This is a genomic window from Luteimonas terrae (assembly GCF_004358165.1).
GTDB classification, from domain to species: Bacteria; Pseudomonadota; Gammaproteobacteria; order Xanthomonadales; family Xanthomonadaceae; genus Luteimonas; species Luteimonas terrae.
This window is the reverse complement of sequence record NZ_SMTG01000005.1, coordinates 31830-56401: the sequence shown is the minus strand read 5'-3', so window position 1 is coordinate 56401 and position 24572 is coordinate 31830. Positions and strand designations below refer to the sequence as shown.

The window sequence follows — 24572 nt, the reverse complement described above, 5'->3', positions numbered from 1 at the left end:
CCATTGCTGCCCGCCGAAGCGTCCACCGCGCTGTACGGGAGCGCTATCACTCCCGTAAAGCCGTCGGGTCGGCGAAAAATTCGCTGCCAGTGTCTTCCGCAGGGTCATGAATTGAAGGGCGTACGATGGGATAAGCGGCCATGATCGACCAGGGACCCTGCTTGTCCGCGAGGGGCGTCAATCGTACATGCATCCGCCATGCCGCGCCGGAGCGTCCCCATAGCGTCATGCGTAAAGTCTGATCGGCGAGAAAGCGGTAGTCGCCGGCATCGCCGCCGGGCAGCAGAACGCCCAGACGCATCTGCATGTCGAGCGCGGACCGGAATGGCTGCGATCGGCGGGCCGCCACGATACGGTCGCAGGCTTCCGGGCATCCGGACACCCAGATCGGCAGCATGTCGGCGGGCATCGTGTTGGGGTTGATTGCGCCCGCGTAGTACGGGGTGACCCGGGCTACGATCGCGTCGAGCACATCCGGCCCCAAGGCGTCCCAGCCTAGGACATTGCCCAGTTCACCCGGCGTCAACAGCCGCCGGTTGGCGGGTGGCGGACGACCCGCCCGCTCGTATTCGCGCGATTCTGCGCCGTTGAGCCGTGTCAGATCATCCGAATCCATGTAGTCGAGCAGGGCATCCCGCAGTCGCGGTACGGCGGCCTCCTCCACGCCTTGATGCACGAGGAACCGGTCAAGCCCGCGCCCGGTCATCCAGGGCGAGAGCGGATAGAGGCCCGCCTCGTCCTGGATCGCGAACAGCGCACCCGGCATGCCGGCATACGGCGTGTCGTCCAAACGCATCTCCGTTCCGATCGGGTCGCGGATCAGCGCACCGAATTCGTCGAGACGTCGCAACGCGACCTGGTCGTCGTCCAGCGGGCGGACGGGCAGCCCGGCCAGCGTCAGTTCGCGCGTCGCGGCGATATATAGCAGCGTGTCGCGGCTACCACTAAGCGCGATTTCGTCCTGCAGTCGTTCGTGCCCGATGCGAGCCTGTGCGACCTGATCAAGCGACCACACGGTCATCAGACCGACGGCGATAGCGATGCCGGCGAGGATCCACAGCGTGACCGCCAGAACGAATCCGTTCTGCGGTCGGACGCATAGCCTAGATGCCACTGGCTTCGAGTTCATCTGTGCGCAACTGGCTGGGGGGAATGGGGTCGGCCAGCAACGGCACGAGCCAGTACAGCACGCCCCGATCTGTAACTGCCTCGAAGCGGACCAGCTTCGGCAACCGCTCCGGGTCATCGGGTGCAGGCGTCCAGCTTTCGCGCCACAGGCCGTCAAGACCGAGATACGCGAACCGGGCATCGCGCAGCGGGCCGGCCACGATCACCATGTCGGCGACGGCACTGTCGGCATAGTGCAGCGATTGCGCATCGCCCCGTCCCGAGATCCACCACCGCGCACGCGACATGCCTTGCGCGACCAGCGGAACAGGCGTCGCGTACTCCAGCTGATCGACGCGTCCTTCGAGATTGCCGAGCGCGTTGTCGAAGTCGGCCTGTGCGGCACCGACGGCCTCTCGAAACCAGGCCTCCTGCAGAAAATCCGTCCGCGCTTCCGCCTGCACCCGCAGCAGTCGCGTGCGAAGACTCAGCGCATGACTCAGCGACTGCATGAGTATCGCGACCAGAAGCGACACTACTACCAGCGTCACCACCGCCTCCAGCAGCGTAAAGCCACGCATGCGATGGACAGCAGGCCGATGCGATACATAGCCGCTCATAGACGATCGGGCTCACGGACTTGCCGATACCCCACGCGACGGATCTGCGTCGTCGTCAGCAGCTGGCCATCCCGCCTCAGATCGAGCGTCACGGTGTAGAGGCCGACCTCGAACAGACCCGCCTGCAGATGCCCCGTCATGGAGTTGCGACTCGGTTCGACCAGTTCAGACTGCCAACGCAGATCCACGTCGCCCAACCGCTGCTCGCCCGAAGGCGCCAACGCGGGATTGACCGTCTCCATCCAGGCCATCGCGTTGCGGACGGCCGAGTCGGCCAACCTCGCCTGCTCCACGCGCTGTGCCATCTGCACCGACTGGTTCATGGCCGCAAACAGGGCCAGGCCGGCCGTGGCAAGAATGGTCAGCGCCACAATCGCTTCGAGCAGCGAGAACCCCACCTGCCCCCGCTTTTCATGCATGGCCGGCGACCCGGCAATCGGGAGCACCAATGCTCCATTCTTCGGTCACGCCCGCACCCGTGACACGCACCTTCGCGGCGGAGCAGATGCCGTTCGCGGCGACGCGTAACGGCGTCAAGGCCGTCAGGGTCCAGCCCTCCGGAATCGCGACGCCCTCATGCGCGATCAGCTGGCCCGGCCCGAATCTCAGGTCCAGTCCGGCAGTGCGCGCGAGCAGCGGAAGACGCTCGATCTGACGCACGGTCTCCGCGCGATCTCCGCTAACCTGGATGGCCTGAACCGTATTCGCGAGACGAGGGGCGATCAGCGCCACCATGATCGACACTAGAGTCAGGACCACCAGCATCTCGAGAAGTGAAAACCCCGAGACATCGACGCCACGCGAGCCCGTGGGATCAGGGAGGCAGAAAACCGATGTCCGCATCGTTGCCCTCGCCTCCCGGCTCACCGTCGGCTCCGAGCGAATAGATTGCGAACGGCATACCGTCACGCCCCGGGACCGAGTACCGGTACGGATTGCCCCAGGGATCCGCAGGCACCGCCTCGTCGAGGTACGGGCCACGCCACCGCGCCCGCGCCCGCTCATCCGCGGGCGGGCTGGAAAGCGCGGCGAGTCCCTCCTCCGCGGACGGCACACGCCCCACTTCAAGCCGATAGGTCTCGATGGCGCCTCGCAGAAGCCGCACTTGCGTTTCGGCGACCTGCACCTTGGAACTGTCGACACGACTGAACAGGCGAGGCCCCACCAGGCTGGCGATCAGACCGATAAGCACCAGCACGACGAGCATTTCCAGCAGCGTAAAACCCGACTGCTCACGGCGGGGGACGGAAGCGGATTGCATGTGTGACATAAGGCTCACAAAGGCACGTCGTTGACACTGGTGATAGCAAGGATGATCGCAGTCATGATTGTGCCGACGACGACTCCGATGACGATGATGGCTAGCGGCTCCATCAACTGCAAGGCGCGCTTCATGCGATCACGTCCGATTGTCTCATACAGCCGGGCCAGTGCTGCGAGCAGCTTAGGCAACTCGCCACTGGCCTCTCCGACTGCGACCAGGTCATAGCCGGTGGGATTGAGCGCCCGGTGCTCGCGCAGCGCGGCGGAAAGGGTGGCGCCACCTTTGACGGAACGCGCGACGGCGGCAAGTCGCTCCTGCAGAAAGGCCATGCGTACCGAAGCGGCGGAAAGCCCCAGCGCCCGGATCAACTCCACACGCCCTGCCAGCAGCGCCGCCAATGTGCTCGCCCAACGCCCGACTTCCGCCTCGATCAACCACGTGCCGACGACCGGGAGCCGGGACGCGCGCTCTGCGAGTCCATCCAGAACGCCGGGGGCTTTCAGAAGCGTACGAGCGAGAATCGCGATCGCCGCCACCGCTCCGAGTACCCACCATATGTGTGCGCTGAGCCAGACGCCGGTCGCGATGGTCCACCGGGAAAGTGCGGGCATCGCATCCCCGTGCTGCGTCAGCAGGCTGCCGAACCTGGGCACGACCCAGACGAAGATGATGCCCACTGCCGCGACGCCAGACAGCACTAAGACCAGCGGATAGATCATCGCGCCCGTCACCTCCTGACGTACGCGCTGGTCGTACTCGAACTGCTCGACGCCGCCGCGAATCGATTCGGCGAGACGACCTGTCGCCTCGCCCGCATGGACCAGTTGATGGAGATACTCGGGTACGGGAAGCTTCGACTCGCGCAGGGCGGTACTGAAGCTTTCGCCACGACGGACCGTCTTCTCCATCTGGGAAAACGCTGCAGTCAGTGCCGGATGGTGGCTGGACTTCGCAAGTGAGGACAAGGACGTCACGAGCCCGACGCCGGACTCGAGCAGGGTTGTGAACTCCTGCAGCACGAGTTGCAGCTCGCGGACCGAGGCTTTGCGCCGACGCGGTGAACGGAAACCCCCTCCGGCGGCTTTGAGCGCGTAAGGGGTGAGCCCCTGCTGCACCAGCAGTCGCGCGGCTTCGGCATCATCGCCTGCGTCAAGGGTCCCGCTGACCTTCTTGCCTGCGCGATCCACCGCCTCGTAGCGGAAAGCAAGCCGATCAGCCATCCGCCACCGCGCCGCCCGTGACCCGGATGACTTCGTCGACGGTCGTCATGCCCGCCATCGCCTTGAGCAGCCCGTCCTCACGGAGCGAACGGGCCCCCTGCTCGCTCGCGAGCGCGCGCATCTTCTCGGCCGTCGCGGAGGCAAGCACGAGCTCCTGCAACTCCGGTGTGACGTCGACGAGCTCGTAGATTCCCAATCGCCCGCGATATCCCGTGCCCTGGCAGCGCCCGCAACCGACAGCCCGACGCCAGTCGGCCGCTGCGCCCGGTGCCGCCCGCGTCGCGACGAGCTGGCGCACGGCGGGCAACACGTCTGCCGGCTGACTGCAATGCGGGCACAGCCGTCGGACCAAACGCTGCGCCTGTACGGCGCGAACGCTCGTCGCCACGAGAAACGGCTCGACCCCCATATCGATCAGCCGGGTAAACGCACTGACCGCATCGTTGGTGTGGAGCGTGGACAGCACGAGATGGCCGGTCAACGCGGACTGCACTGCGATCTCGGCGGTTTCGAGATCGCGGATCTCGCCGATCATGATCACATCGGGATCCTGTCGCAGAATGGCACGCAGCGCCCTGGCGAACGTATAGCCGATCTCGGCATTCGCCTGGATCTGGGTTACACCCGATACCTGGTATTCGACCGGATCTTCGACGGTGATCATCTTGCGATCGCGCTGGTTCATTTCCTCCAACGTGGCGTAGAGCGTCGTGGACTTGCCCGAACCGGTCGGACCGGTCACCAACACGATGCCGTGTGGCTCCTTCGCCCACGTCCGGAACAGTGTGATGTCCCGCTGCGAGAACCCTAGCTTTTCCAGACCGAGGTCCTGCCGCTCTTTGGGGAGCAAACGCAGTACGATCGACTCCCCATGGACTGCGGGCACCGCGGAGGCTCGGACATCGACCTCTTGCCCGCTCACCCGGGTTCCTAAACGACCATCCTGCGGCAGACGGCGTTCGGCGATGTCCATGCCGGAGATCAATTTGACACGCGATGCAACCGCCGGATACCGGCTTGCTGGCAATGTCATTCGTGTGTGAAGAATGCCGTCGATCCGCAGTCTGATGTGGAAGACCTGTTCTTCGGGCTCGATATGGATGTCCGAGGCACGCTGATCCATCGCCTGCGCGAGAATGTTATTGACCAGTTCGATGACCGGGGCCTCTTCGGCCAGCTCCCTCAGATGACTGACATCCTCATCGTCCCACGGTGCATCACCGTGACGCCGCCGATTGCTGCACATCTCCAGCAATCGATCCACATCCTGGCCCTGTGCAAGCCGCCATGACCATGCGCGTTGCGCGAAGGCATGCTCGAGTGCCTCGTTGATCAATGGATCGAGCGGATCGCGTGCAACGACGAGCAGTGCGTCAGGCTGGCTGGAGGCTTGTGACGGACCCACCCACGCAACGACACCACTCTCATGCCACCAACCCAAATCGAAGCCGGACGACTCTAGCGTCTCACGAATCGTGTCACCGCTTTCCGGCCATTCGTCGCCCTGCAGGACCGGCATCTGCAACTGATCGGCCAAAGTTGCGATCAGTGTCTCTTCCGATAGAGCACCCAGCCGAACCAGCACACTGCCGAGTCGCCCTCCGAACTGCTCTTGGAACGCCAGCGCCTTGGATACATCGGCGACGGATACGATCTGGCGCTCAACCAGGATCTCCCCCAAGCGACGGCGTTCCTGATGGCGATCGAGAGTAGATGCAGCAGCGTTCATTGAGAAGTATCGCTAGACCCGTTGGGCATATCAGACGTCGAAAAAGAAAACCGATGCCAAGTTGCGGCAGTGTGCATTATCCGGGAAGCCGACTCCGGTCATTCCAGCACTTCGACACATCGGTGCCGGACTGTCGTGCGCCTGCTCAGTTGACCCGGCGGCGCAGGTAATTGAGCAGATCGATCCGGGTGATCAGCCCGAGGAAATTCTCGCCGCTGGTCACGATGGCCACCTGGCCGCGGTCGAACACCGGCAGCAGGGCCTCGACCGGCGATTTGACGTCGAGGAAGTCGAGCTTGCTGACCATCGCCGAAGACACCGGCTCGCGGAAGCGCGCCTCGTCGCCGTAGACGTGCAGCAGCACGTCGCTTTCGTCGAGGATACCGACGATGCGGTCGCCCTCCATCACCGGCAGCTGAGAGATCTCGTAAAGCTTCATGCGCTGGTAGGCGGTGACCAGCAGGTCGGTCGGCGCCAGTACCACCGTGTCGCGACGCGAGTACGGGCGCAGGATCAGGTCGCGCAGGTCACCGTGCTGCTCGCGCTCGATGAAGCCGTTGTCGAGCATCCAGTAATCGTTGTAGAGCTTGCTCAGATACTTGTTGCCGGTGTCGCAGACGAACACCAGCACCTTCTTCGGCGTGGTCTGGGCGCGGCAAAACTTGAGCGCGGCCGCCAGCAGGGTGCCGGTCGACGAGCCGCCGAGGATGCCCTCGGCGCGCAGCAGTTCGCGCGCGGCCAGGAAGCTTTCCTTGTCGCTGATCGCATAGGCCTGCTTCACCCGCGAGAAGTCCGAGATGCCCGGCAGGAAGTCCTCGCCGATGCCCTCGACCATCCAGCTGCCGGACTTGTCGTTGAGCACGCCGTCGTTGATGTATTCGGCGAGGATCGAACCGACCGGGTCGGCCAGCACCAGCTCCACGTCCGGCGCGTCCTTGGCGAAGCAGCGCGACAGGCCGGTCATGGTGCCCGAGCTGCCGCAGCCGAAGACGATTGCGTCCAGCCCGCCCACCTCGGCCATCTGCCGCAGGATTTCCGGGCCGGTGCCATGCTCGTGCGCGGCCGGGTTGTCGGGATTGCCGAACTGGTTGATGAAGTAGGCGCCGGGGGTCTCGCGCGCGATGCGCTCGGCGAGGTCCTGGTAGTACTCGGGATGGCCCTTGGCGACGTCGGAGCGGGTCAGCACGACCTCGGCGCCCATCGCCTTGAGATTGAAGATCTTCTCCCGGCTCATCTTGTCCGGGACCACGAGGATCAGCTTGTAGCCCTTCTGCTGGGCCACCAGCGCCAGCCCGATGCCGGTGTTGCCCGCGGTACCTTCCACGAGGGTGGCGCCGGGCTGGATGTCGCCGCGCGCCTCGGCCGCCTCGATCATGCGCAGGCCGATACGGTCCTTGATCGAACCGCCGGGATTCTGGCTTTCGAGCTTGAAATAGAGTTCGCAGGGACCCGCATCGAGACGGTGGGCACGCACGATGGGCGTGTCGGCGATGAGGTCGAGAACGGACTGGGCGATCGGCATTGCGTATCCGGAGTGCGGCGGGATGGTCCGATTATCGCATCCGCCCGCAACATCCGCGGGCGATGGCGACCGACGAGGATGGCCGCCACCGCCCGCGACAGCCGAACTCAGTGTTTCTGCATCTGGTCGTACATCTGGGTCAGTCGATCCTTGGCGGCCAGCTTCTCGCGTTTCATCTGCGACAGCGTGGTCTCGTCGACGGCGAACACGCCGAGCTCCGCATTCAGCACCTTCTTGTCCAGTTCCTTGTGCCGGTAGTAGAGCTGCCGGAACTCGACGTTTCCTTTCATGATCTCTTCGAGTTCGGTCTGCGATTGCGCTTCGAACATTGGATCCTCCTGACAGGAAAAAACGAACGCCCCCACCGGGGACGGCAGGGGCGCTACGTGGGCTGCAGCCAGAAATGGTCGGCGGACGATCCGATCAGGACATCGCCGCCGTCCTGTGGACGGTACGCGCGTGCCTGGTGGGGGATCATCTCGGTCATCGGCCTGGCTCGTTGACCGGATGGCGGAAGGAGTCGGTGCCACCCGGACAACCGACCCTACGCCTCCCGTCCGGGGTCGACAAGAGGCCGAAGTCCGATTTTCGAAGCGCGCCGCGGACAGGTGCTGAAACGCTTCCAGCGGAAGCCGCGGCCAAGCGCGCTACGACGCGGCTAGCGTGCCGAATTTCGCCCAAGTCATTGATTTCACTTGGATTCAGAATGAAGAGGCAGCGGCAGTGCGCGTTCGGCGGCGCCGATGACCGCCGAGAACGGCGCTCGACCACGTCTCGGATGAGCGCTCCGAGAAACCCCTGCGCACCTGGCACGGTTCCGCGCGCGCCCTCTCGCGAGAAGACCCGCCAGCAGGCCATACCGGAGCACCACGCCCCGGACAACGCGCCCTCAGGGCTGCTCGAGACTCTTGAGCAGCTCGGCTTCGCGGCGACGCAGCTCGGCCTCGCGCTGGCGCGCGGCCCGCAGCTTGGCGGCTTCCCCGCTGGCGACGCCCTGCAGCACGGTCTCGGCCTGCTGGCGGGCGGTGGTTTCCTCTTCGGCCGCCAGACGCAGGCGCGCGGCTTCCTCGGCCTGGATCTGCGCCTGGATGCGCAGGCGCTCGGCCTCCTGCCGGGCGCGCACGGCGTCCTGGCGGCTGGCCTCGACGATCAGCGCACTGCGCTCGCGCTCGAGCTGGGTGAGCTCGCGGCGCGAGGCCTCGGTCCGGGCTGCGAGCTCGGCCGTTTCCACGCGCCATTGTGCGATCTGCAGCGCGGCGGCGCGCTGGCTGCTGCGTGCGTTCACCAGCGACGCCAGCGACTGGCGCGCCTGCAGACGCTCGTAGGCGGCGGTGCCGGCGGTGTCCGGATTGCTGTCGATCGCCTGCAGACGCTGCTGCAGGATCTGCGCATCGCCCTCCGGCATGGGCTGCGCGGCGGCTGCCAACGGCAGCAGCACGGCCAGTGCGAAGGCGAGTCGGGTCATCGGGCGCATCGGGTTCATTCCTCCACCTGCAACCGCTGGCGCAGGTTGGTGATTTCGGCGCGGCGGGCGGACAGTTCGGCTTCGGTCGCGGCCTGGCGTGCGCGGGCGTGCGCGAGATCGGCGAGCGCGCTGGCCGACAGCGCGAGCGTACGCGCCTCGTCGCTGCGGTCGCTGGCCATCGCCGACTGCGCCTGGCGCAAGGCCATGCGGGCCTGGTCGATATCGGCCGGGGCGTACTGGTCGGCATCGGCATCGCCGGCGCGGGCCACCGACAGCTGCGCGGCGGCGAGCTCCTCGGTCGGCGGCGGCGTGCTCGCGCAACCGGCGAGTGCCAGCACGCCGGCGAGCGTGACGCCCTGCAGCAGCGGACGGATGTGTGCGAAGCTTGTGTTCATCGAGAAACCGTGCCCGGAAGCGTGATCCGGGTCATTGTGGTCAGCCGCAACCGGATGCGCAACGCAGGCCGGTTGCCGAGGGGGAGTTCGTACATGGATATCGGCTACTTCCTGAAGCTGATGACCGAGAAGAATGCGTCCGACATGTTCATGAGCACCGGCGCGCCGGTGTACATCAAGGTCGAAGGCAAGCTCTACCCGCTGGGCAGCACCGGGCTGCCGCCGGGCATGGTCCGCAAGATCGCCTACTCGCTGATGGACGAGGGCCAGATCCAGCAGTTCGAGCGCGACTACGAACTCAACATGGCCTATTCGCTGCAGGACGCCGGCCGTTTCCGCATCAACGTGTTCAAGCAGCGCGGCGAAGCGGGCATGGTCATCCGCGCGATCCGCAGCAACATCCCGAGCATCGAGGAGCTGCAGCTGCCGCAGGTGCTCAAGGACATCATCATGGCCCCGCGCGGGCTGGTGCTGATCGTCGGCTCCACCGGCTCGGGCAAGTCGACCACGCTGGCCTCGATGATCGACCACCGCAACGCCAGCACCTCGGGCCACATCCTCACCATCGAGGATCCCATCGAGTACCTGCACCGGCACAAGAAGTCGCTGGTCAACCAGCGCGAGGTCGGGCTGGACACGCTGACCTTCCACAACGCGCTCAAGAACGCGATGCGTGAGGCGCCGGACGTCATTCTGATCGGCGAGATTCTCGACGCGACCACGATGGAAGCGGCGATCGCGTTCGCCGAGACCGGCCACATCTGCCTGGCCACGCTGCACTCCAACAACGCCGACCAGACCATCGAGCGCATCCTCAACTTCTTCCCCGAGGCCGCGCACAAGAACGTGCTGATGAATCTGGCGCTCAACCTACGCGCCGTCGTGTCGCAGCGTCTGGTCGCCGGTATCGACGGCCGTCGCCTGCCGGCCACCGAGGTGCTGATCAACACGCCGATGATCCGCGATCTGTTGCGGCGCGGTCAGGTGCACGAGATCAAGCAGGCGATGGAGGACTCGCTGGAGGACGGCGTGGAGACCTTCGACCAGTGCCTGTTCCGCCTGCACAAGGAAGGCCGCATCGAACGCGAGACCGCGCTGCGTGCGGCGGATTCGCGCGATGGCCTGGATCTCAAGTTCCGGCTGTCGGAAGGCTCGATGGGCAGCCACGATCCCTACGCGGACGTGTTCGGCAGCGACCACTGAGGCAAGCGCACTTGTTGGGCGCCTACGCGCGACTTCGGGCAGCGATCCATCGCCCGGAGGAGAGCTGCCTTACAACAGAGCACCTGACGCCTCCATCCGGCAAACCAAACTTCGTCATCCCAGCGGCTTTCAACAGACGGATGTCTGGTCATGCTGGGATCCCTCTTGATCTTCGTGTGATTCGCGAAAATCAAAATGGGCCCCAGCTTCCGCTGGGGCGACGAGCAAGGCCGTCAGGCCGGCGCGTCGGCCTGCCGTTCCGGGGCCGCGGCCGCGAACGCGGGCAGCTTGGCGCAGGCCGCATCGATCCGTCGGATGCGCGGATACGGCGTCAGATCGATCGAGAAGCGTCGCGCGTTGTAGAGCTGCGGAATCAGCGCGCAGTCGGCGATGCCCGGCGCATCCCCGACGCTAAGGTCCCCTGCCCCGTGCTGCGCCAGCAGCGCTTCATAGGCCGCGAGTCCATCCTGCACCCAGCGCGCGATCCAGCGCGTACGGGCCTCGCCCGGCAGGCCGAGATCGTGCTCCAGGTACTGCAGCACCCGCAGGTTGCCGAGGGGGTGGATGTCGCATGCGACCAGCTGCGCGAGTGCGCGGGCGCGTTGCCGTGACAACGCGTCGGCCGGCAACAGCGGCGTGCCCGGGAAGACCTCGTCGAGGTATTCGATGATCGCCAGCGACTGGGTCAGCACGGCATCGCCGTGCTGCAGCGTCGGCACCAGATGTTGCGGATTGCGCGCCACGTAGTCGGGCGCGTGCTGCTCGCCGCCATCGCGCACCAGATGCACCGGCACGCTATCGAAGGCCAGGCCCTTGAGATGCAGCGCGATACGCACGCGATAAGCCGCGCTCGAACGCCAGTAGGTGTAGAGCGTCAGCGCGGCCGCCATGGGCTTACTCCGGCAGGGCCTGGCGTTCGATCACCTGTTCGATCGCGCCGAACAGACTGCGACCCTCGGCATCGAGCATCTCGATGCGCACGGTGTCGCCGAAGGACATGAAGGGCGTCTGCGGCTTTCCGTGTTCCAGCGCCTCGACGGTGCGCTTCTCGGCGAAGCACGACGCGCCCTTGGACGTGTCCTCGTTGGCGATCGTGCCCGAGCCGACGATGGTACCGGCCGACAGGGGCCGCGTCTTCGCCGCGTGCGCCACCAGTTGCGAGAAATCGAACTGCATGTCGACGCCCGCCTCGGGCGCACCGAACCATTCGCCGTTGATGTGCGTGAGCAGCGGCAGGTGCAGCTTGTTGTCGCGCCACGCGTCGCCCAGTTCGTCGGGCGTCACGAACACCGGACTCAACGCCGAACGCGGCTTGGACTGGAGGAAGCCGAAGCCCTTGGCGAGTTCGCCGGGGATCAGGTTGCGCAGGGACACGTCGTTGACCAGACCGACCAGCTGGATGTGGCCGGCCGCCTGCGCGGGCGAGACCGCCATCGGCACGTCGTCGGTGATCACGACGATCTCGGCCTCGAGATCGATCCCGTGGTCTTCGCTGGTGACCTTCACCGTGTCGCGCGGGCCGAGGAAGCCGGCGCTGGTCGCCTGGTACATCAGCGGATCGGTGTAGAAGCTCTCCGGCACCTCGGCGCCACGCGCGCGGCGCACGCGCGCGACGTGCGGCAGATAGGCGCTGCCGTCGACGAACTCGTAGGCGCGCGGCAGCGGCGCGGCCAGGCGTGCGACATCAAGGTCGAACACGCCGTCGGCATCGCCGGCGTTGAGCGATTCGTACAGCGCGTTGAGGCGCGGCGCGGTATTGGACCAGTCGTCGAGCGCCTGCTGCAGCGTCGCGGCGATGCCGGTCGCGCGCACCGCGGTGGCGAGGTCGCGCGAGACGACGATCAGGGTGCCGTCGCGGCCGCCCTCCTTCAAAGAACCCAGCTTCATGGCAACTCCGGTTGGCGTGCGGCTATTCCGTTGCGATTGTAACGAAGCCCCGCGATGCCTGTTCGCCGCACATGCCGGAGGGGCCCCGCGGCAGCGGTCAATCCTCGCCCTGGAACGCGCCCGCGCGATAGGTCAGCACCAGCGTGTCGCGATGGCCGGCGTCGCCGGCGGGCTGGATGGGCGTGGATTCGTGGATCACCCGGTGATCGTCGAGCAGCAGGGCTGCCCACGGCTCGGTCAGGGTGAAGCGCTGGCCGGCCGGCCCATCGGCCTCGAACACGCGCGTCTCGCCGCCCTTGATGCCGTGCCGGCCGACCAGCAGCACCGCGACGAAGTCCACGCCGTCGCGATGCGCGCCCTCTGGCGTCGGCCGTCCGATGCCATCGGTGGTGTCGATGCGGAACTGGTGCGCTTCGACATGCCAGTCGCGGGCGTCGCGCGCCTGCGCGAACGTGGCCCCGAGGCCGGCGACGAGCCGCGTCCACGCCGCATCGGCAACCAGCGTCGGCGACAGCGGTTCGAACCAGCGATGCATGCCGCCGTGCAGCGCGTTGTAGTCCTCGGACTGCCAGTGCGCGCGATGCGGCACCTGGTCCAGCGTGCTGGCGTGCTGCACGAAACAGCCATGGCGGCGGCGGCGGTAGCGGCCGCCGTCCTTGAGATACGCATCTGGCGGCAGATCGTCCCAGCCCGCGCGCCAGCGTTCGAGCGCGGCGATGTCGACATCGCACAAGGCAGCAAGCGTCGACGGCGCGAGAATCGCGCAGCCATGCGTGCGCAAGGCGCCAACGACGGCATCGGGGGCGGTGTACGGCGGGGCGAACGCGTTCATCGGCGAATTCTAGGCCTGCACCGATGCGGATGCATCGCATCTGCGTGCGCACGCATGGAACGCAGCCCGCATGCGATCGCACCACTGCGCGAGAAACGAATTGCGCCCACGAAAAAGCCCGCCTTGCGGCGGGCTGTTTCGTCTTTCGAATGTGGCAGCCCCGGATGGATTCGAACCACCGAATGCCTGAGTCAGAGTCAGGTGCCTTACCGCTTGGCGACGGGGCTATGTGCATATTGTAACGCTGAAACCGCGATGTTCTGCAAGCTTCTGAAGCACCGGATCCACGCATGTCGCGCGGATCCGGCCAAGCGCGAACATCAGCGCTTCGAGAACTGCGTGGCGCGACGTGCCTTGTGCAGGCCGACCTTCTTGCGTTCGACTTCACGTGCGTCGCGGGTCATGAAGCCCGCCTTGCGCAGCTCGGTCTTCAGCGTCGCGTCGTACTCGACCAGCGCGCGGGCGATGCCCAGGCGGATCGCACCGGCCTGGCCGGTGGTGCCACCGCCCGACGCGGTGACGACGACGTCGAACGACTCGGTGTTCTGGGTCAGCTCGAGCGGCTGGCGCACGATCATGCGCGCGGTCTCGCGGCCGAAGAACTCGTCGAGCGGACGACCGTTGACGGTGATGGCGCCGCTGCCCTTGCGCAGGAACACGCGGGCGACGGAGGACTTGCGACGGCCGGTGCCGTAATTCTGGGAAATTGCCATGACTTAGAGTTCCAGGGGCTGCGGCTGCTGAGCGGCGTGCGGGTGCTCGGCACCCTTGTAGACCTTGAGCTTGCGGTACATGGCACGGCCGAGGGTGTTCTTCGGCAGCATGCCCTTGACGGCGATCTCGATCACGCGCTCCGGGTGGCGCTCCAGCGCCTGGCCCAGGGTCTCGGTCTTGAGGTTGCCGATGTAGCCCGTGAAACGGTGGTAGAGCTTGTCCGTCATCTTCTTGCCGGTCACGGCGATCTTCTCGGCATTGACCACGATGATGTAGTCGCCGGTGTCGACGTGCGGGGTGTAGACGGGCTTGTGCTTGCCGCGCAGGCGGTGGGCGATTTCCGCGCTCAGGCGGCCCAGCGTCTTGTCGGTAGCGTCGACGAGGTACCAGTCGCGCTGGACGGTCTCGTTCTTGGCAACGAAGGTCTTCATTGGAAATACTCGATGGGTGACTGGTCGGGCTGGTTGCGCCGGTTGCCGGCGGAACGTCGCCTCGCGTTGTACAGCGTGCAACACAGAAGCGGAACTATAGCCGGCCGGGCCTTGTCGTGCAAGCCGGAGGTCCATGCGACCGCCGGGCGCTGGCGCGTCCGCTGGCGAGGGTCGAGAATGATACGCGAGGCGGCGCCCGGCCGCCGCTGCAGGAATCGAGACATGGCCCTCCCCCGGTCCGGCTTCAATCCGGTCGACCAGTTGCTGGTCGAAACCCAGCGCGCGCTCGACACGGTGTTCGGCAATCCGCCCGCGACCCGCCCCAACCCGTCTCTCGACACGCCCGACGTGGTCCTCAACGACAGCGAACGCCGCCACGCGGCCGGCCTGATGCGGATCAACCACGTCGGTGAGGTCTGCGCGCAGGGCCTGTACTTCGGCCAGGCCGCGGTCGCCCGCGAGCCGGAAACGCGCGCCCACCTGCTCGAGGCCGCGCAGGAGGAAACCGATCACCTGGCCTGGTGCGCGCAGCGCCTGCGCGAACTCGACAGCCGCCCCAGCCTGTTCAACCCGCTGTGGTACGGCGGCAGCTACGCGCTGGGCGTCGTCGCCGGCCTGCGCGGCGACGGCTGGAACCTCGGCTTCGTGGTCGAGACCGAGCGCCAGGTCGAGGCCCATCTCGACGACCACCTGCAGACCCTGCCCGAGGCCGACCAGCGCAGCCGCGACATCCTGCGGCAGATGAAGGAAGACGAGGCGCGCCATGCCGACCATGCCGAACAGGCCGGCGCCCGCGTGCTGCCGTGGCCGGTGCCGTCGCTGATGGCCACCGCGTCGAGCCTGATGAAGGCGGTGGCGTACAGGCTCTAGAGCGATGAGACGTCAGACGTGAGGGCGTCGCTACGCCGCACGCATCCGATCCCCTGAACAGAAAAGGCCCCGCACTGCGGGGCCTTTTCGTCGAGTTGCGACGTCGCGCCGGTCAGTCGACCAGATTGCGGCCGTGGTACAGCTCTTCGATCTCGCGGCGCAGGCGCGCCTCGATCTTCATCCGGTCCTTGAACGACAGGTTGCGCGCCTTCTCCTCGAACAGGTACTGGTCGAGGTCGAACTCCTTGAGGTGCATCTTCGTGTGGAAGATGTTTTCCTGGTAGACGTTCACGTCCAGCGCGTCGTAGCGCGACTTGATGTTCTTGGCCAGGTAATCCTGGATCGAATTGATCTTGTGGTCGATGTAGTGCTTCTTGCCCTTCACGTCGCGGGTGAAGCCGCGCACGCGGTAGTCCATCACCACGATGTCGGACTCGAGGCTCTCGATCAGGTAGTTCAGCGCCTTCAGCGGCGAGATCACGCCGCAGGTGGCCACGTCGATGTCCGCGCGGAAGGTCGCGATGCCGTTGTCCGGATGGGTTTCCGGATACGTGTGCACCGTGATGTGCGACTTGTCGAGGTGCGCGACCACGGCGTCGGAGATCACGCCCTTGGCCTGCGACTTGTCGATCACCGGCTCCTCGGAAATGAGGATGGTGACCGACGCGCCCTGCGGCTCGTAGTCCTGGCGGGCGACGTTGAGGATGTTCGCGCCGATGATCTCGGCCACGTCCGTCAGGATCTGGGTCAGCCGGTCGGCGTTGTACACCTCGTCGATGTACGCGATGTAGCGCTGGCGCTCGTCTTCGGACGCCGCATAGCAGACGTCGTAGATGTTGAACGACAGGGCCTTGGTCAGGTTGTTGAAACCCTGGAGCTTCAGGCGCGGGAGCGGTTTGACCACAGCGGTCGACCCTCGGGGGTTGGGCGAAACGCCAATTATGCGGCAAAGCGCCCATGCCTCGCGACCTCGGGCGGATGCGGGTTTGCCCCCGGCAGCCTGAGCGCCTACTCTGCGGCATTCCCCCGATCCGACGCCCATGACCCCGACACCCGTGGCCCTGATCAATCCCCACGCCCGCCCGCCGCACCCGATGGCGCCCACGCCAGCCGCCATCGAGCGCTTCCTGGCCCACTGTCACCGCCGCCGCTACCCGCCGCGCAGCGAAGTGTTCCGCCCCGGCGACCCGGCCGGCACGCTCTATTACGTGGTCAGCGGCTCGGTCAGCATCATCACCGAAGAAGACGACGGTCGCGAACTGATCCTGGGCTACTTCGGCACCGGTGAACTGGTCGGCGAGATGGGACTGTTCATCGAGTCCGACGTGCGCGAGGTCATCCTGCGTACCCGCACCCAGTGCGAGCTGGCCGAGATCAGCTACGAGCGGCTCTACCAGCTGTTCGACGGCGTCCTGGCCAACGATGCGACCTCGATCATGTACGCGATCGGCGCGCAGCTCTCGCGGCGTCTGCTCGACACCAGCCGCAAGGCCGGGCGTCTGGCGTTCCTGGACGTGACCGACCGCATCATCCGCACCCTGCACGACCTCACCCGCGAGCCCGAGGCGATGAGCCACCCGCAGGGCACCCAGCTGCGGATCTCGCGGCAGGAACTGGCCCGGCTGGTCGGCTGCTCGCGCGAGATGGCCGGCCGCGTCCTCAAGAAGCTGCAGGCGGACGGCAAGCTCACCGCGCGCGGCAAGACCATCGTGCTGTTCGGCACCCGCTAGGACTTAGCACATGAGCCTCGGCCACTTCGCGCCGCGCGGCGAACTGCCCGACGCCGACCTGCGCAGCGCGTCGGCGATCGATGCCGACGACGTGGCCGCGCTGCTGTCGGAGATGGGCTATCCGTGCAGCGTCGCCGAGGCGCGCGAGCGCATCGGCCTGATCACCGCCAACGACCGCCAGGCGCTGGTGCTCGCCCGCAGCGGCGGCCGGGTCTGCGGGCTGATCGCGCTGGATTTCATGTACTACCTGCCGCTGGGCTCGACGACCTGCCGCATCACCGCACTGGTCGTCACCAGCGAATCGCAGGGCAATGGCCTGGGCCGGCAGCTGCTCAAGGAAGCCGAGCGCCGCGCGCGCTTCGCCGGGGCCGCGCGACTCGAACTGACCAGCGGCTCGCAGCGCGCCGATGCGCACGCGTTCTACAAGGCCTGCGGGTTCTCCGACGGCACGCTGCGCTTCATCAAGCGGCTCGGCGACGCCTGACCGGCGACGTCGCGGTCACGCGACGCCTGCAGACTGTCCCGGTCCATCGGAGCCCGCGACATGGAACTCGGCGATCAATTCCTGTTCTTCGTCCTGGTCGGACTGATCGCACAGCTGATCGACGGCGCCCTCGGCATGGCCTTCGGCCTGGTCTCGTCGTCGGTGCTGCTGAGCATGGGCGTGCCGCCGGCGGCGGTCAGCGCGAGCGTGCACACCGCCGAGGTCTTCACCACCGGCGCCTCCGGCGTCTCGCATCTGGTGATGCGCAATGTCGACACGCGGCTGTTCCTGCGGCTGGCGCTGCCGGGCATGGCCGGTGGCGTGATTGGCGCCTACGTGCTGACGCAGTTGCCGGGCGATGCGATCCGGCCTTTCATCTACGCCTACCTGCTCATCCTGTCGGTGGTGATCCTGCTGCGCGCGGCCGGCAGGCTGATGCCCAAGCGCGAGGTCAGGCGCGTCCCCGTGCTCGGCTTCTTCGCCGGCCTGCTCGATGCCAGCGGCGGTGGCGGCTGGGGTCCGGTGGCGACCTCCACCCTGCTCGCCCGCGGCGGCACGGCGCGCACGACGATCGGCACCGTCAACGCTGCCGAATTCCTGGTCACCGTGTCGATCTCGGTGACCTTCTTCCTGACGATGGGCCTGCAGCACCTGGACGTGATCCTGGGCCTGCTGGTCGGCGGCATGATTGCAGCGCCTCTGGCGGCGCTGTTCGTCAAGCACGTGCGCGAGCGCTGGGTGCTGCTCGCGGTGGGCACGCTCGTGCTGCTGATCAGCCTCTACCAGATCGGCCGGTCACTGCTGGGCTAGCGCGGCAGCCGGCTCGCCCGCGCGGTCGGCGCAGCCCCAGTTGAGGATCGGCGTGCCCGGTGGCAGCACGCGGCGGAACATGTCGACATTGCCCGCCTTCGGGTTCACCACCACCGGCGCCTTCGCGGCCTTGAGCAGCGGCAGGTCGGCCGAGGAATCCGAGTAGCAGATGTCGATCTGCGTGTAGCCGCGCTCGCGCAGCATGCGCATCTTCTCCTCGGCGTGGCAGTGGCGCGTGGCGGTGACCGCGCCGAACTTCGGCCCGACCGCCGTGCCGATGACCGGCACCGACTCGTGGGCGACGAACGCGAGGATCGCGCGCGCCAGCTCGGGCGGCGCACCGGTCGCGATGACCACGTCGTCGCCGGCGACGCGATGCGCATGCAGCACGCCCAGCGCGACCGGCAACAGCTTGGGACGGATGCCGTCGGCGTTCTGCGCGACGTAGCGATCGATCATGCGATCGAGCAGACCGCGACTGCGCATGCCCACGGTGCCGATCCACACGAAACCGGAAATGCCGTACCGGCGCGTCGGCAGCCACGCGATCATCGGCCCGAGCACGGGCGCGGCCAGACAGGCGAGCGCGGTGCGCCAGACGCTGCGGGTGATCAGCCAGCGGAACAGGTGGGTGCCCGAATCACCGTCGTAGAGCGTGTGGTCGAAGTCGAAGACGACCGTACGCGGCGCGGCCTCCGGCGCGGTCTCGCGCAGCAGTTGCGCCACGACGGGCGCCTCTTCGACCGGCGCGTCATGGGCGTCCTGCGCGGGCGCAGCCGCAGTGACAGCTGCGATCGCGATCGCGGCAAGGTCGACGGGCGCACTGTCGTCGCTCACCGTTGCCGCATCGGCGGGGGCGAACAGCGTGCGCAGGGCGACGCCCGGATCGGGCTCGCGCATGAAGGCTTCGCCGACGAGAAACGCGTCGATCCCGGCATCGCGCATCCGCACAACATCGGCGCGCGTGTGGATGCCGCTCTCGGTGACCAGGCGCCGGTCGCGCGGCACCGCGTTCTGCAGCGACAGCGTGGTTTCGAGCGAGACCTCGAACGAACGCAGGCTGCGGTTGTTGATGCCCAGCAGGGGCGCGGGCACCTGCAGGCTGCGCTCGAGCTCGTCGATGTCGTGCACTTCCACCAGCACGTCGAGATCGATCGACATCGCCAGTTCGGCCAGTTCCACCAGCTCACGGTCGTCGAGCGCGGCGGCGATCAGCAGCACGCAGTCGGCGCCGAGCGCGCGCGACTCGAAGATCTGCCAGGGATCGACGATGAAATCCTTGCGCAGCACCGGCAGTGCGCACGCGGCGCGCGCCTGCAGCAGGTAGTCGTCGGCGCCCTGGAAGAAATCGATGTCGGTCAGCACCGACAGACACGCCGCGCCGCCCTGCGCGTAGCTGCGCGCGATCTCGGCTGGATGGAAATCGGCGCGGATCACGCCTTTCGACGGGCTGGCCTTCTTGACCTCGGCGATGACCGCGGCGTGTCCGGCGGCGATCTTGGCTTCGATCGCCGCAGCGAACCCGCGCACCGGTGGCGCGGCGGCCGCGCGTGCGGCGACTTCGGCCAACGGCATGGCGGCGCGGCGCGCGGCGACTTCTTCGTGTTTGCGCGCAAGGATGCGCTGCAGGACGTCGTTCAAGATCGGCACCAGGGGCCGGCGCGGCGGCACCGGTCAGGAAGGGCCGCACACGATACCGCAGGCGGTGCCGAACGCGGGCTCAGGGGCTGCCGGCGTCCCACTCGGTGCCGTCGCCGTCCTCGGCGCTCGACCAGCCGTAGGCGCGCTCGACGCGCGCGACCTGCAGATCGTAGTGGTCGTACCAGCCTCGGCGACTCTTCTCGCGGATCACGCCGAGTTCGTCCTGGGCGCGCCAGGCGCGGATCGAGGCTTCGTCGGTCCAGTAGCTCAGCGTGACGCCCTCGCCGCCTTCGCCCTCGATCGAATCCATGCCGAGAAAGCCGGGCTGCAGCTTCGCCATCTCCAGCATGTCGCGACGCGCCTCGCCGTATCCGACCGCATCCTCGCCGTTGCGGCGGTAGCGGAAGATCGCGACGTGGTACGGCGGGCGGGGCAATGCGGGGTGGTTCATGTGCAGGATCGCTTCTTCGGCAACGGTACGAAGGGTCAGCATCCTTGCATCGCATTCAGCATACGCGCCCGCGCGGATGCGGGCTACATGACTTTCGACCCCTCAATCGGGCGCGCGGGTCGCGGCGACGAACGTCTCCATCTGCCGGATCGCCGCGCCTGAAAGAATCGTGGCGCGCGCACGTTCGACCCCGGCGGCGATCGAGTCCGAAATACCCGCCACGTACAGCGCCGCGCCGGCGTTGAGACTCACGATGTCCTGCGGCAGGCCCGGGGTGCCGTCGATGGCCTGGCGCACGAGCGCCTTCGATTCGTCGGCATTCTCGACTCGCAGATTGCGGCTGGCCGCCATCGCGATGCCGAAATCCTCCGGGTGGATCTCGTATTCGCGCACCACGCCGTCGCGCAGTTCGCCCACCAGCGTGCCGGCACCGAGCGAAATCTCGTCCATGCCGTCGCGGCCCCAGACCACCAGCGCGCGCTCGGCGCCGAGCTCACGCAGCACGCGCACCTGGATGCCGACCAGATCAGGATGGAACACGCCCATCAGGATGTTCGGCGCACCAGCCGGATTGGTCAGCGGGCCGAGGATGTTGAAGATCGTGCGCACGCCCATCTCGCGACGCACCGGCGCGACGGTCTTCATCGCCGGGTGATGGATCGGCGCGAACATGAAACCGACGCCGGTCCGGGCGATGCAGCGCGCGACCGCTTCGGGTTGCAGATCGATGCGCGCGCCGAGCGCTTCGACCAGATCCGCACTGCCCGATTTCGACGACACGCTGCGGTTGCCGTGCTTGGCGACCTTCGCACCTGCCGCGGCCACGACGAAGGTGCTGGCGGTCGAGATGTTGAAGGTGTGCGCGCCGTCGCCGCCGGTGCCGACGATATCGACCAGATGCATGCGGTCGGACTCGGCAACCGGCACCGGCAGCGCGAACTCGCGCATCACCTGCGCCGCGCCTGCGATCTCGTCGACGGTTTCCTTCTTGACCCGCAGGCCGGACAGGATCGCCGCGGTCATCAGCGGCGACACCTCGCCGCGCATGATCATTCGCATCAGATCGACCATCTCGTCGCGGAAGATCTCGCGGTGCTCGATGGTGCGTTGCAGGGCTTCGTGGGGGGTGATGGGCATGGGGGGATTCTTGTCGCGAAAGGAGTTGGTCTTTGCGCGTCATCCCAGCGGCTTTCAACAGCCGAATGGCTGGTCACGCTGGAATCCATTTTGATTCTCGAGCCAACCAGCACGGCAAGATCAAAATGGGTCCCAGCTTGCGCTGGGACGACGATGGGTCAGCGCTCGAGAAAGTTCTTCAACAGCGCATGGCCGTGCTCGGTCAGGATCGACTCGGGATGGAACTGCACGCCTTCGACCGGGTGCGTGCGATGGCGCAGACCCATGATCTCCTCGCGGCTGCCGTCGTCGTGTTCCGTCCAGGCGGTGACTTCGAGACAGTCCGGCAGCGAGGACTGCTCGACGACCAGCGAGTGGTAGCGCGTTGCCTCGTAGCCATCCGGCAGGCCGGCGAATACGCCCCGCCCCTCATGGCGGATCGCCGAGGTCTTGCCGTGCATGATCCGCTGCGCGCGGATGACCTTGCCGCCGTAGGCCTGGCCGATGCCCTGGTGGCCGAGGCACACGCCGAGGATCGGCGTCGTCGCGCCCAGCCGCTCGATGACTTCGAGCGACACGCCCGCTTCGTTCGGCGTGCACGGCCCCGGCGAAATGACGATGCGCTCGGGCGCGAGTTTCGCGATCGCATCGACCGACAACGCGTCGTTGCGCTCCACCCGGACCTCGGCGCCCAGCGCCTGCAGGTACTGCACGAGGTTCCAGGTAAAGCTGTCGTAGTTGTCGATCATCAACAGCATGGGTCAATCCGCGAGCAGGAAGATGGCGTAGAGGTGTTCGGCGATGGTGACGGTGCCGACGGCGAGACTTTCGGGCGTGATGCGACTGCCGGTGACCTGGATGCGGTCGAATGCCGCCCCCGGACTCGCGGGCGGCGGCGGGGACGCGCCACCACGGCCGCGCGATGACGCCCACTGGCCGGCTTGGACGCCGTAGGCGAAGCTCGGCGCCACGTCGGACACGCTGTACAGCGAGCCCACGCGCGCGCCGTAGCTCGTCGCCAGCAACGCCGCTGTCTCGCGGGTCTGTCGCATCGCCTCGGCCTTCAGCTCGCCGCGCAGTGCGGCCTCGCCGGAGAATGTCGGCTCGATACCGCCCAGCTGCACGTCTTCACCGGCCGGCAGCTTGGCGAGAAACGCGCGCGTGGCGTCCGCATCGGGAAAAGTGACCCGCAGCACGCGCGTGGCGCGGATGCCGCGATACACGCGCTTCTGCGATTCATAGTCGTGTTCGGGCTGCACTGAGAACGTGCTGGCGTCGATCGAGTCGGCGATCGCGCGCCCAGACTTCAGCGCAGCCAGCAGCGCGCCCAGATTCGTCTGCACGCGGTCGCGCGCGACCTCGGGCTGCATGTCCAGCGCACTGAGCGTGATCGACACGGTGAACCGGTCCGGCACCACATCGCGCGTCGCTTCGCCCTTCACCAGCAGATGCGGCAACGAAGGCAGCGCATTGACCTGCGCGGCCGCGAACGGCGCGCACAGCACGAGCACGAGCACCGCACATCCGCGAACGAAACGTCCTGTCATCGTCGACTCTCCTGGTCCGTGGTGAAACTGTCGGAACGGCTCACAAACCCTTTGCCGCCTGCGCGACCGCGCGGAAGAGTGCGCGGCCCTTGTTCATGGTCTCGGCCCATTCCATCTCCGGGTCCGAGTCGTAGACGATGCCGGCGCCGGCCTGCACGTAGAGGCGGCCGTCCTGGATCACCGCGGTGCGGATCGCGATCGCGGTGTCGGCATCCCCGTGCCAGCCGATGTAGCCGACCGCGCCGGAATAGACGTTGCGCTTGACCGGTTCGAGGCTGCGGATGATCTCCAGCGCGCGTACTTTCGGCGCGCCGCTGACGGTGCCGGCGGGAAAGGTCGCGCGGAGCACATCGGCGTAGCTCAACCCGTCCTTCAGGCGACCGGTGACCTCGCTGACGATGTGCATGACGTGGCTGTAGCGCTCGATGACGAACCGCTCGCCGACCTCGACCGTGCCGGCGGCGGACACATGCCCGACGTCGTTGCGGCCCAGGTCGATCAGCATCAGGTGCTCGGCGCGTTCCTTCGGATCGGCCAGCAGCTCGGCTTCCAGCGCCATATCGTCCGCAGGCGTCGCGCCGCGTGGACGCGTGCCGGCGATCGGGCGCACGGTGACTTCGCCGTCCTTCAGACGCACGAGGATTTCCGGCGACGACCCCACGACCTGGGTGCCGCCGACATCGAGGAAGTACATGTAGGGCGACGGGTTCAATGCGCGTAGCGCGCGGTAGACGTCGACCGGACGCGCATTGAACGGCACGGACATGCGCTGCGACAGCACGACCTGGAAGGCGTCGCCGTCGGCGATGAATTCCTTGGTTTTCGCGATCGCCTCGATGAAGCCTTCGCGGGTGAAGCCGGACACGAAATCCGACTCGTCGAGTGCGGCCGGTTGCAGTGTTTCGGGATAACCCGCGCCGCCCTGGCGCAGGCGATGCGTCAGCGCGTCGAGGCGCCGGTTTGCGCGCACCCAGGCCTGTGGTTCGCGGGTGTCGGCATGGACCACGAGATACAGCCGGCCCTTGAGGTTGTCGAACACCGCGACCTCGGTGCTCAGCATCAGCAGGATGTCGGGCGTGCCGAGTTCGTCACGCACGTCGCTGCGCGCGCCTTCGCACAGGCGCGGCTCGATGTATTCGATGCACTCGAACCCGAACCAGCCGACGAGTCCACCGGTGAACACCGGCAATCCGTCGATCTGCGGCACCGAATGCTGCGTGCGCAAGCGCTCGACCTCGGCGAACGGGTCGTCGACCTCGCGGGTCTCGATCACTTCGCCGTGTTCGCGCACGGTCAGCGTATGGCCATGGAAGGCGTACACGCGCTCGGCCGGCAGGCCGATGATCGAATGACGACCGAAGCGCTCGCCGCCCTCGACCGACTCGAACAGGTAGGTGTGCGGCCCGTCGGCGAGCTTGAGATACACCGACAGCGGCGTGTCGAGGTCGCTCAGGACCTCGCGGACGACGGGAACGTGGGTATGGCCGTCAGCGGCGTAGCGCTGGAACTCGGGAAGCGTGGTCACGCGGCATTT

The 24572-nt window shown here is 66.9% G+C and carries 28 protein-coding genes, 1 tRNA gene and 1 pseudogene; 5 read left to right on the top strand and 25 right to left on the bottom strand.

All coding sequences use genetic code 11. The features are described 5' to 3' along the window. Positions 1-46: 46 nt before the first annotated feature. The 11 genes from E2F49_RS12290 to E2F49_RS12240 all read right to left on the bottom strand — a co-directional run bounded on the left by E2F49_RS12290 (position 47) and on the right by E2F49_RS12240 (position 9322). A complete protein-coding gene (locus E2F49_RS12290) occupies positions 47-1129 on the bottom strand; it encodes a type II secretion system minor pseudopilin (RefSeq protein WP_165971230.1) in 1083 nt (360 codons plus the stop codon). Then, the gene (locus tag E2F49_RS12285; RefSeq protein ID WP_133394170.1) at positions 1104-1727 is read right to left on the bottom strand and encodes a prepilin-type N-terminal cleavage/methylation domain-containing protein; all 624 of its coding nucleotides are present in this window, start codon (positions 1725-1727) and stop codon (positions 1104-1106) included. The genes E2F49_RS12290 and E2F49_RS12285 overlap by 26 nt, the downstream gene beginning before the upstream one ends. Then, the gene (locus E2F49_RS12280) at positions 1724-2146 is read right to left on the bottom strand and encodes a PulJ/GspJ family protein (RefSeq protein WP_133394169.1); all 423 of its coding nucleotides are present in this window, start codon (positions 2144-2146) and stop codon (positions 1724-1726) included. Before E2F49_RS12280 ends, E2F49_RS12285 begins: the two co-directional genes overlap by 4 nt. After that, positions 2139-2570 carry a type II secretion system protein gene (locus E2F49_RS12275; RefSeq protein ID WP_133394168.1) on the bottom strand — a complete coding sequence of 144 codons (432 nt, stop codon included), beginning with the start codon at positions 2568-2570 and terminating at the stop codon, positions 2139-2141. Before E2F49_RS12275 ends, E2F49_RS12280 begins: the two co-directional genes overlap by 8 nt. Beyond that, positions 2542-2988, bottom strand: coding sequence for a type II secretion system major pseudopilin GspG (gene gspG, locus E2F49_RS12270; RefSeq protein ID WP_133394167.1), 447 nt, complete (start codon positions 2986-2988; stop codon positions 2542-2544). Before gspG ends, E2F49_RS12275 begins: the two co-directional genes overlap by 29 nt. A gap of 14 nt (positions 2989-3002) precedes the next feature. Continuing rightward, positions 3003-4211, bottom strand: coding sequence for a type II secretion system F family protein (locus E2F49_RS12265; protein WP_133394166.1), 1209 nt, complete (start codon positions 4209-4211; stop codon positions 3003-3005). After that, a complete protein-coding gene (locus E2F49_RS12260) occupies positions 4204-5940 on the bottom strand; it encodes a GspE/PulE family protein (protein ID WP_133394165.1) in 1737 nt (578 codons plus the stop codon). Before E2F49_RS12260 ends, E2F49_RS12265 begins: the two co-directional genes overlap by 8 nt. Before the next feature lie 145 nt (positions 5941-6085). Beyond that, positions 6086-7462 carry a pyridoxal-phosphate dependent enzyme gene (locus E2F49_RS12255; protein ID WP_133394164.1) on the bottom strand — a complete coding sequence of 459 codons (1377 nt, stop codon included), beginning with the start codon at positions 7460-7462 and terminating at the stop codon, positions 6086-6088. A 107-nt stretch (positions 7463-7569) separates the two neighbouring features. Beyond that, on the bottom strand, positions 7570-7791 hold the full coding sequence (locus tag E2F49_RS12250) for an HP1242/YdcH family protein (protein ID WP_055246405.1): 222 nt from the start codon (positions 7789-7791) through the stop codon (positions 7570-7572). Between the two features lie 560 nt (positions 7792-8351). After that, complete coding sequence (locus E2F49_RS12245; RefSeq protein WP_133394163.1) at positions 8352-8927, bottom strand: hypothetical protein; 576 nt, start codon at positions 8925-8927, stop codon at positions 8352-8354. A gap of 14 nt (positions 8928-8941) precedes the next feature. Further along, positions 8942-9322: a DUF4398 domain-containing protein gene (locus tag E2F49_RS12240; RefSeq protein ID WP_133394162.1), complete on the bottom strand. Its 381-nt coding sequence runs from the start codon at positions 9320-9322 to the stop codon at positions 8942-8944. Between the two features lie 93 nt (positions 9323-9415). On the opposite strand from E2F49_RS12240, the gene E2F49_RS12235 reads away from it, so the two are divergent. Beyond that, positions 9416-10525: a PilT/PilU family type 4a pilus ATPase gene (locus E2F49_RS12235; RefSeq protein WP_055246399.1), complete on the top strand. Its 1110-nt coding sequence runs from the start codon at positions 9416-9418 to the stop codon at positions 10523-10525. A gap of 233 nt (positions 10526-10758) precedes the next feature. Here E2F49_RS12235 and maiA read toward each other — a convergent pair whose 3' ends face one another. The 6 genes from maiA to rplM form a co-directional block, all read right to left on the bottom strand. Further along, the gene (gene maiA / locus E2F49_RS12230; RefSeq protein WP_055246397.1) at positions 10759-11415 is read right to left on the bottom strand and encodes a maleylacetoacetate isomerase; all 657 of its coding nucleotides are present in this window, start codon (positions 11413-11415) and stop codon (positions 10759-10761) included. Between the two features lie 4 nt (positions 11416-11419). Next, entirely contained in the window at positions 11420-12412 is a 993-nt protein-coding gene (locus tag E2F49_RS12225) for a fumarylacetoacetate hydrolase family protein (RefSeq protein WP_133394161.1), read from the bottom strand. 97 nt (positions 12413-12509) lie between these two features. After that, entirely contained in the window at positions 12510-13244 is a 735-nt protein-coding gene (locus E2F49_RS12220; RefSeq protein ID WP_133394160.1) for a 2OG-Fe dioxygenase family protein, read from the bottom strand. A 152-nt stretch (positions 13245-13396) separates the two neighbouring features. Next, a tRNA-Gln gene (locus tag E2F49_RS12215) sits at positions 13397-13471 on the bottom strand. A gap of 93 nt (positions 13472-13564) precedes the next feature. After that, a complete protein-coding gene (gene rpsI / locus E2F49_RS12210; RefSeq protein WP_055246392.1) occupies positions 13565-13957 on the bottom strand; it encodes a 30S ribosomal protein S9 in 393 nt (130 codons plus the stop codon). Positions 13958-13960: 3 nt separating this feature from the next. Then, the gene (gene rplM / locus E2F49_RS12205; RefSeq protein ID WP_055246390.1) at positions 13961-14389 is read right to left on the bottom strand and encodes a 50S ribosomal protein L13; all 429 of its coding nucleotides are present in this window, start codon (positions 14387-14389) and stop codon (positions 13961-13963) included. A 222-nt stretch (positions 14390-14611) separates the two neighbouring features. Here rplM and coq7 point away from each other — a divergent pair, with 222 nt between their 5' ends. Beyond that, positions 14612-15259, top strand: a complete 648-nt coding sequence (gene coq7 / locus E2F49_RS12200) for a 2-polyprenyl-3-methyl-6-methoxy-1,4-benzoquinone monooxygenase (protein WP_133394159.1) — start codon at positions 14612-14614, stop codon at positions 15257-15259. A gap of 112 nt (positions 15260-15371) precedes the next feature. Here the strand turns inward: coq7 and speD are convergent, their stop codons facing one another. Beyond that, positions 15372-16163, bottom strand: a complete 792-nt coding sequence (gene speD, locus E2F49_RS12195; protein ID WP_055246385.1) for an adenosylmethionine decarboxylase — start codon at positions 16161-16163, stop codon at positions 15372-15374. 190 nt (positions 16164-16353) lie between these two features. Between speD and crp the strand changes: the two genes are divergently transcribed. Genes crp through E2F49_RS12180 form a run of 3 tightly spaced genes read left to right on the top strand, consistent with a single transcriptional unit; the run spans position 16354 to position 18283 of the window. Beyond that, positions 16354-16989 (top strand): cAMP-activated global transcriptional regulator CRP, encoded by a 636-nt coding sequence (gene crp, locus E2F49_RS12190; RefSeq protein ID WP_243713605.1) that lies wholly within the window; start codon positions 16354-16356, stop codon positions 16987-16989. Between the two features lie 10 nt (positions 16990-16999). Continuing rightward, complete coding sequence (locus tag E2F49_RS12185) at positions 17000-17473, top strand: GNAT family N-acetyltransferase (protein WP_055246381.1); 474 nt, start codon at positions 17000-17002, stop codon at positions 17471-17473. Between the two features lie 60 nt (positions 17474-17533). After that, the gene (locus E2F49_RS12180) at positions 17534-18283 is read left to right on the top strand and encodes a sulfite exporter TauE/SafE family protein (protein WP_133394157.1); all 750 of its coding nucleotides are present in this window, start codon (positions 17534-17536) and stop codon (positions 18281-18283) included. On the opposite strand, the gene E2F49_RS16435 is transcribed toward E2F49_RS12180, so the two are convergent. The 7 genes and pseudogenes from E2F49_RS16435 to trpE form a co-directional block, all read right to left on the bottom strand. Then, positions 18269-19000, bottom strand: coding sequence for a haloacid dehalogenase-like hydrolase (locus tag E2F49_RS16435; protein WP_243713604.1), 732 nt, complete (start codon positions 18998-19000; stop codon positions 18269-18271). The genes E2F49_RS12180 and E2F49_RS16435 overlap by 15 nt on opposite strands. A gap of 132 nt (positions 19001-19132) precedes the next feature. Beyond that, positions 19133-19924: pseudogene (gene trpC / locus E2F49_RS16650) on the bottom strand (indole-3-glycerol phosphate synthase TrpC); the annotation flags it as partial. 79 nt (positions 19925-20003) lie between these two features. Then, complete coding sequence (locus E2F49_RS12170) at positions 20004-20417, bottom strand: antibiotic biosynthesis monooxygenase family protein (protein ID WP_208004890.1); 414 nt, start codon at positions 20415-20417, stop codon at positions 20004-20006. 60 nt (positions 20418-20477) lie between these two features. Then, positions 20478-21512, bottom strand: a complete 1035-nt coding sequence (gene trpD, locus E2F49_RS12165; protein WP_133394156.1) for an anthranilate phosphoribosyltransferase — start codon at positions 21510-21512, stop codon at positions 20478-20480. A 158-nt stretch (positions 21513-21670) separates the two neighbouring features. Beyond that, entirely contained in the window at positions 21671-22249 is a 579-nt protein-coding gene (locus E2F49_RS12160; RefSeq protein ID WP_055246375.1) for an anthranilate synthase component II, read from the bottom strand. Between the two features lie 3 nt (positions 22250-22252). Continuing rightward, a complete protein-coding gene (locus tag E2F49_RS12155; protein WP_133394155.1) occupies positions 22253-23038 on the bottom strand; it encodes an SIMPL domain-containing protein in 786 nt (261 codons plus the stop codon). Between the two features lie 40 nt (positions 23039-23078). Further along, on the bottom strand, positions 23079-24563 hold the full coding sequence (gene trpE, locus E2F49_RS12150) for an anthranilate synthase component I (protein ID WP_133394154.1): 1485 nt from the start codon (positions 24561-24563) through the stop codon (positions 23079-23081). Positions 24564-24572: the final 9 nt, after the last annotated feature.

Bases quoted from the DNA above. Each gene is read 5' to 3' on its own strand.
- E2F49_RS12290 (WP_165971230.1), bottom strand. From the start codon at position 1,129: ATGAACTCGAAGCCAGTGGCATCTAGGCTATGCGTCCGACCGCAGAAC.
- E2F49_RS12155 (WP_133394155.1), bottom strand. From the start codon at position 23,038: ATGACAGGACGTTTCGTTCGCGGATGTGCGGTGCTCGTGCTCGTGCTG.
- rpsI (WP_055246392.1), bottom strand. From the start codon at position 13,957: ATGGCAATTTCCCAGAATTACGGCACCGGCCGTCGCAAGTCCTCCGTC.
- E2F49_RS12265 (WP_133394166.1), bottom strand. From the start codon at position 4,211: ATGGCTGATCGGCTTGCTTTCCGCTACGAGGCGGTGGATCGCGCAGGC.
- E2F49_RS12275 (WP_133394168.1), bottom strand. From the start codon at position 2,570: ATGCGGACATCGGTTTTCTGCCTCCCTGATCCCACGGGCTCGCGTGGC.
- E2F49_RS12280 (WP_133394169.1), bottom strand. From the start codon at position 2,146: ATGCATGAAAAGCGGGGGCAGGTGGGGTTCTCGCTGCTCGAAGCGATT.
- E2F49_RS12160 (WP_055246375.1), bottom strand. From the start codon at position 22,249: ATGCTGTTGATGATCGACAACTACGACAGCTTTACCTGGAACCTCGTG.
- maiA (WP_055246397.1), bottom strand. From the start codon at position 11,415: ATGGCGGCCGCGCTGACGCTCTACACCTACTGGCGTTCGAGCGCGGCT.
- crp (WP_243713605.1), top strand. From the start codon at position 16,354: ATGGCGCCCACGCCAGCCGCCATCGAGCGCTTCCTGGCCCACTGTCAC.
- E2F49_RS12225 (WP_133394161.1), bottom strand. From the start codon at position 12,412: ATGAAGCTGGGTTCTTTGAAGGAGGGCGGCCGCGACGGCACCCTGATC.
- E2F49_RS12260 (WP_133394165.1), bottom strand. From the start codon at position 5,940: ATGAACGCTGCTGCATCTACTCTCGATCGCCATCAGGAACGCCGTCGC.
- E2F49_RS12285 (WP_133394170.1), bottom strand. From the start codon at position 1,727: ATGAGCGGCTATGTATCGCATCGGCCTGCTGTCCATCGCATGCGTGGC.
- E2F49_RS12250 (WP_055246405.1), bottom strand. From the start codon at position 7,791: ATGTTCGAAGCGCAATCGCAGACCGAACTCGAAGAGATCATGAAAGGA.
- E2F49_RS12180 (WP_133394157.1), top strand. From the start codon at position 17,534: ATGGAACTCGGCGATCAATTCCTGTTCTTCGTCCTGGTCGGACTGATC.
- E2F49_RS12240 (WP_133394162.1), bottom strand. From the start codon at position 9,322: ATGAACACAAGCTTCGCACACATCCGTCCGCTGCTGCAGGGCGTCACG.
- E2F49_RS12220 (WP_133394160.1), bottom strand. From the start codon at position 13,244: ATGAACGCGTTCGCCCCGCCGTACACCGCCCCCGATGCCGTCGTTGGC.
- E2F49_RS12185 (WP_055246381.1), top strand. From the start codon at position 17,000: ATGAGCCTCGGCCACTTCGCGCCGCGCGGCGAACTGCCCGACGCCGAC.
- E2F49_RS12255 (WP_133394164.1), bottom strand. From the start codon at position 7,462: ATGCCGATCGCCCAGTCCGTTCTCGACCTCATCGCCGACACGCCCATC.
- E2F49_RS12245 (WP_133394163.1), bottom strand. From the start codon at position 8,927: ATGACCCGACTCGCCTTCGCACTGGCCGTGCTGCTGCCGTTGGCAGCC.
- E2F49_RS12170 (WP_208004890.1), bottom strand. From the start codon at position 20,417: ATGCTGACCCTTCGTACCGTTGCCGAAGAAGCGATCCTGCACATGAAC.
- trpD (WP_133394156.1), bottom strand. From the start codon at position 21,512: ATGCCCATCACCCCCCACGAAGCCCTGCAACGCACCATCGAGCACCGC.
- coq7 (WP_133394159.1), top strand. From the start codon at position 14,612: ATGGCCCTCCCCCGGTCCGGCTTCAATCCGGTCGACCAGTTGCTGGTC.
- E2F49_RS12235 (WP_055246399.1), top strand. From the start codon at position 9,416: ATGGATATCGGCTACTTCCTGAAGCTGATGACCGAGAAGAATGCGTCC.
- gspG (WP_133394167.1), bottom strand. From the start codon at position 2,988: ATGCAATCCGCTTCCGTCCCCCGCCGTGAGCAGTCGGGTTTTACGCTG.
- rplM (WP_055246390.1), bottom strand. From the start codon at position 14,389: ATGAAGACCTTCGTTGCCAAGAACGAGACCGTCCAGCGCGACTGGTAC.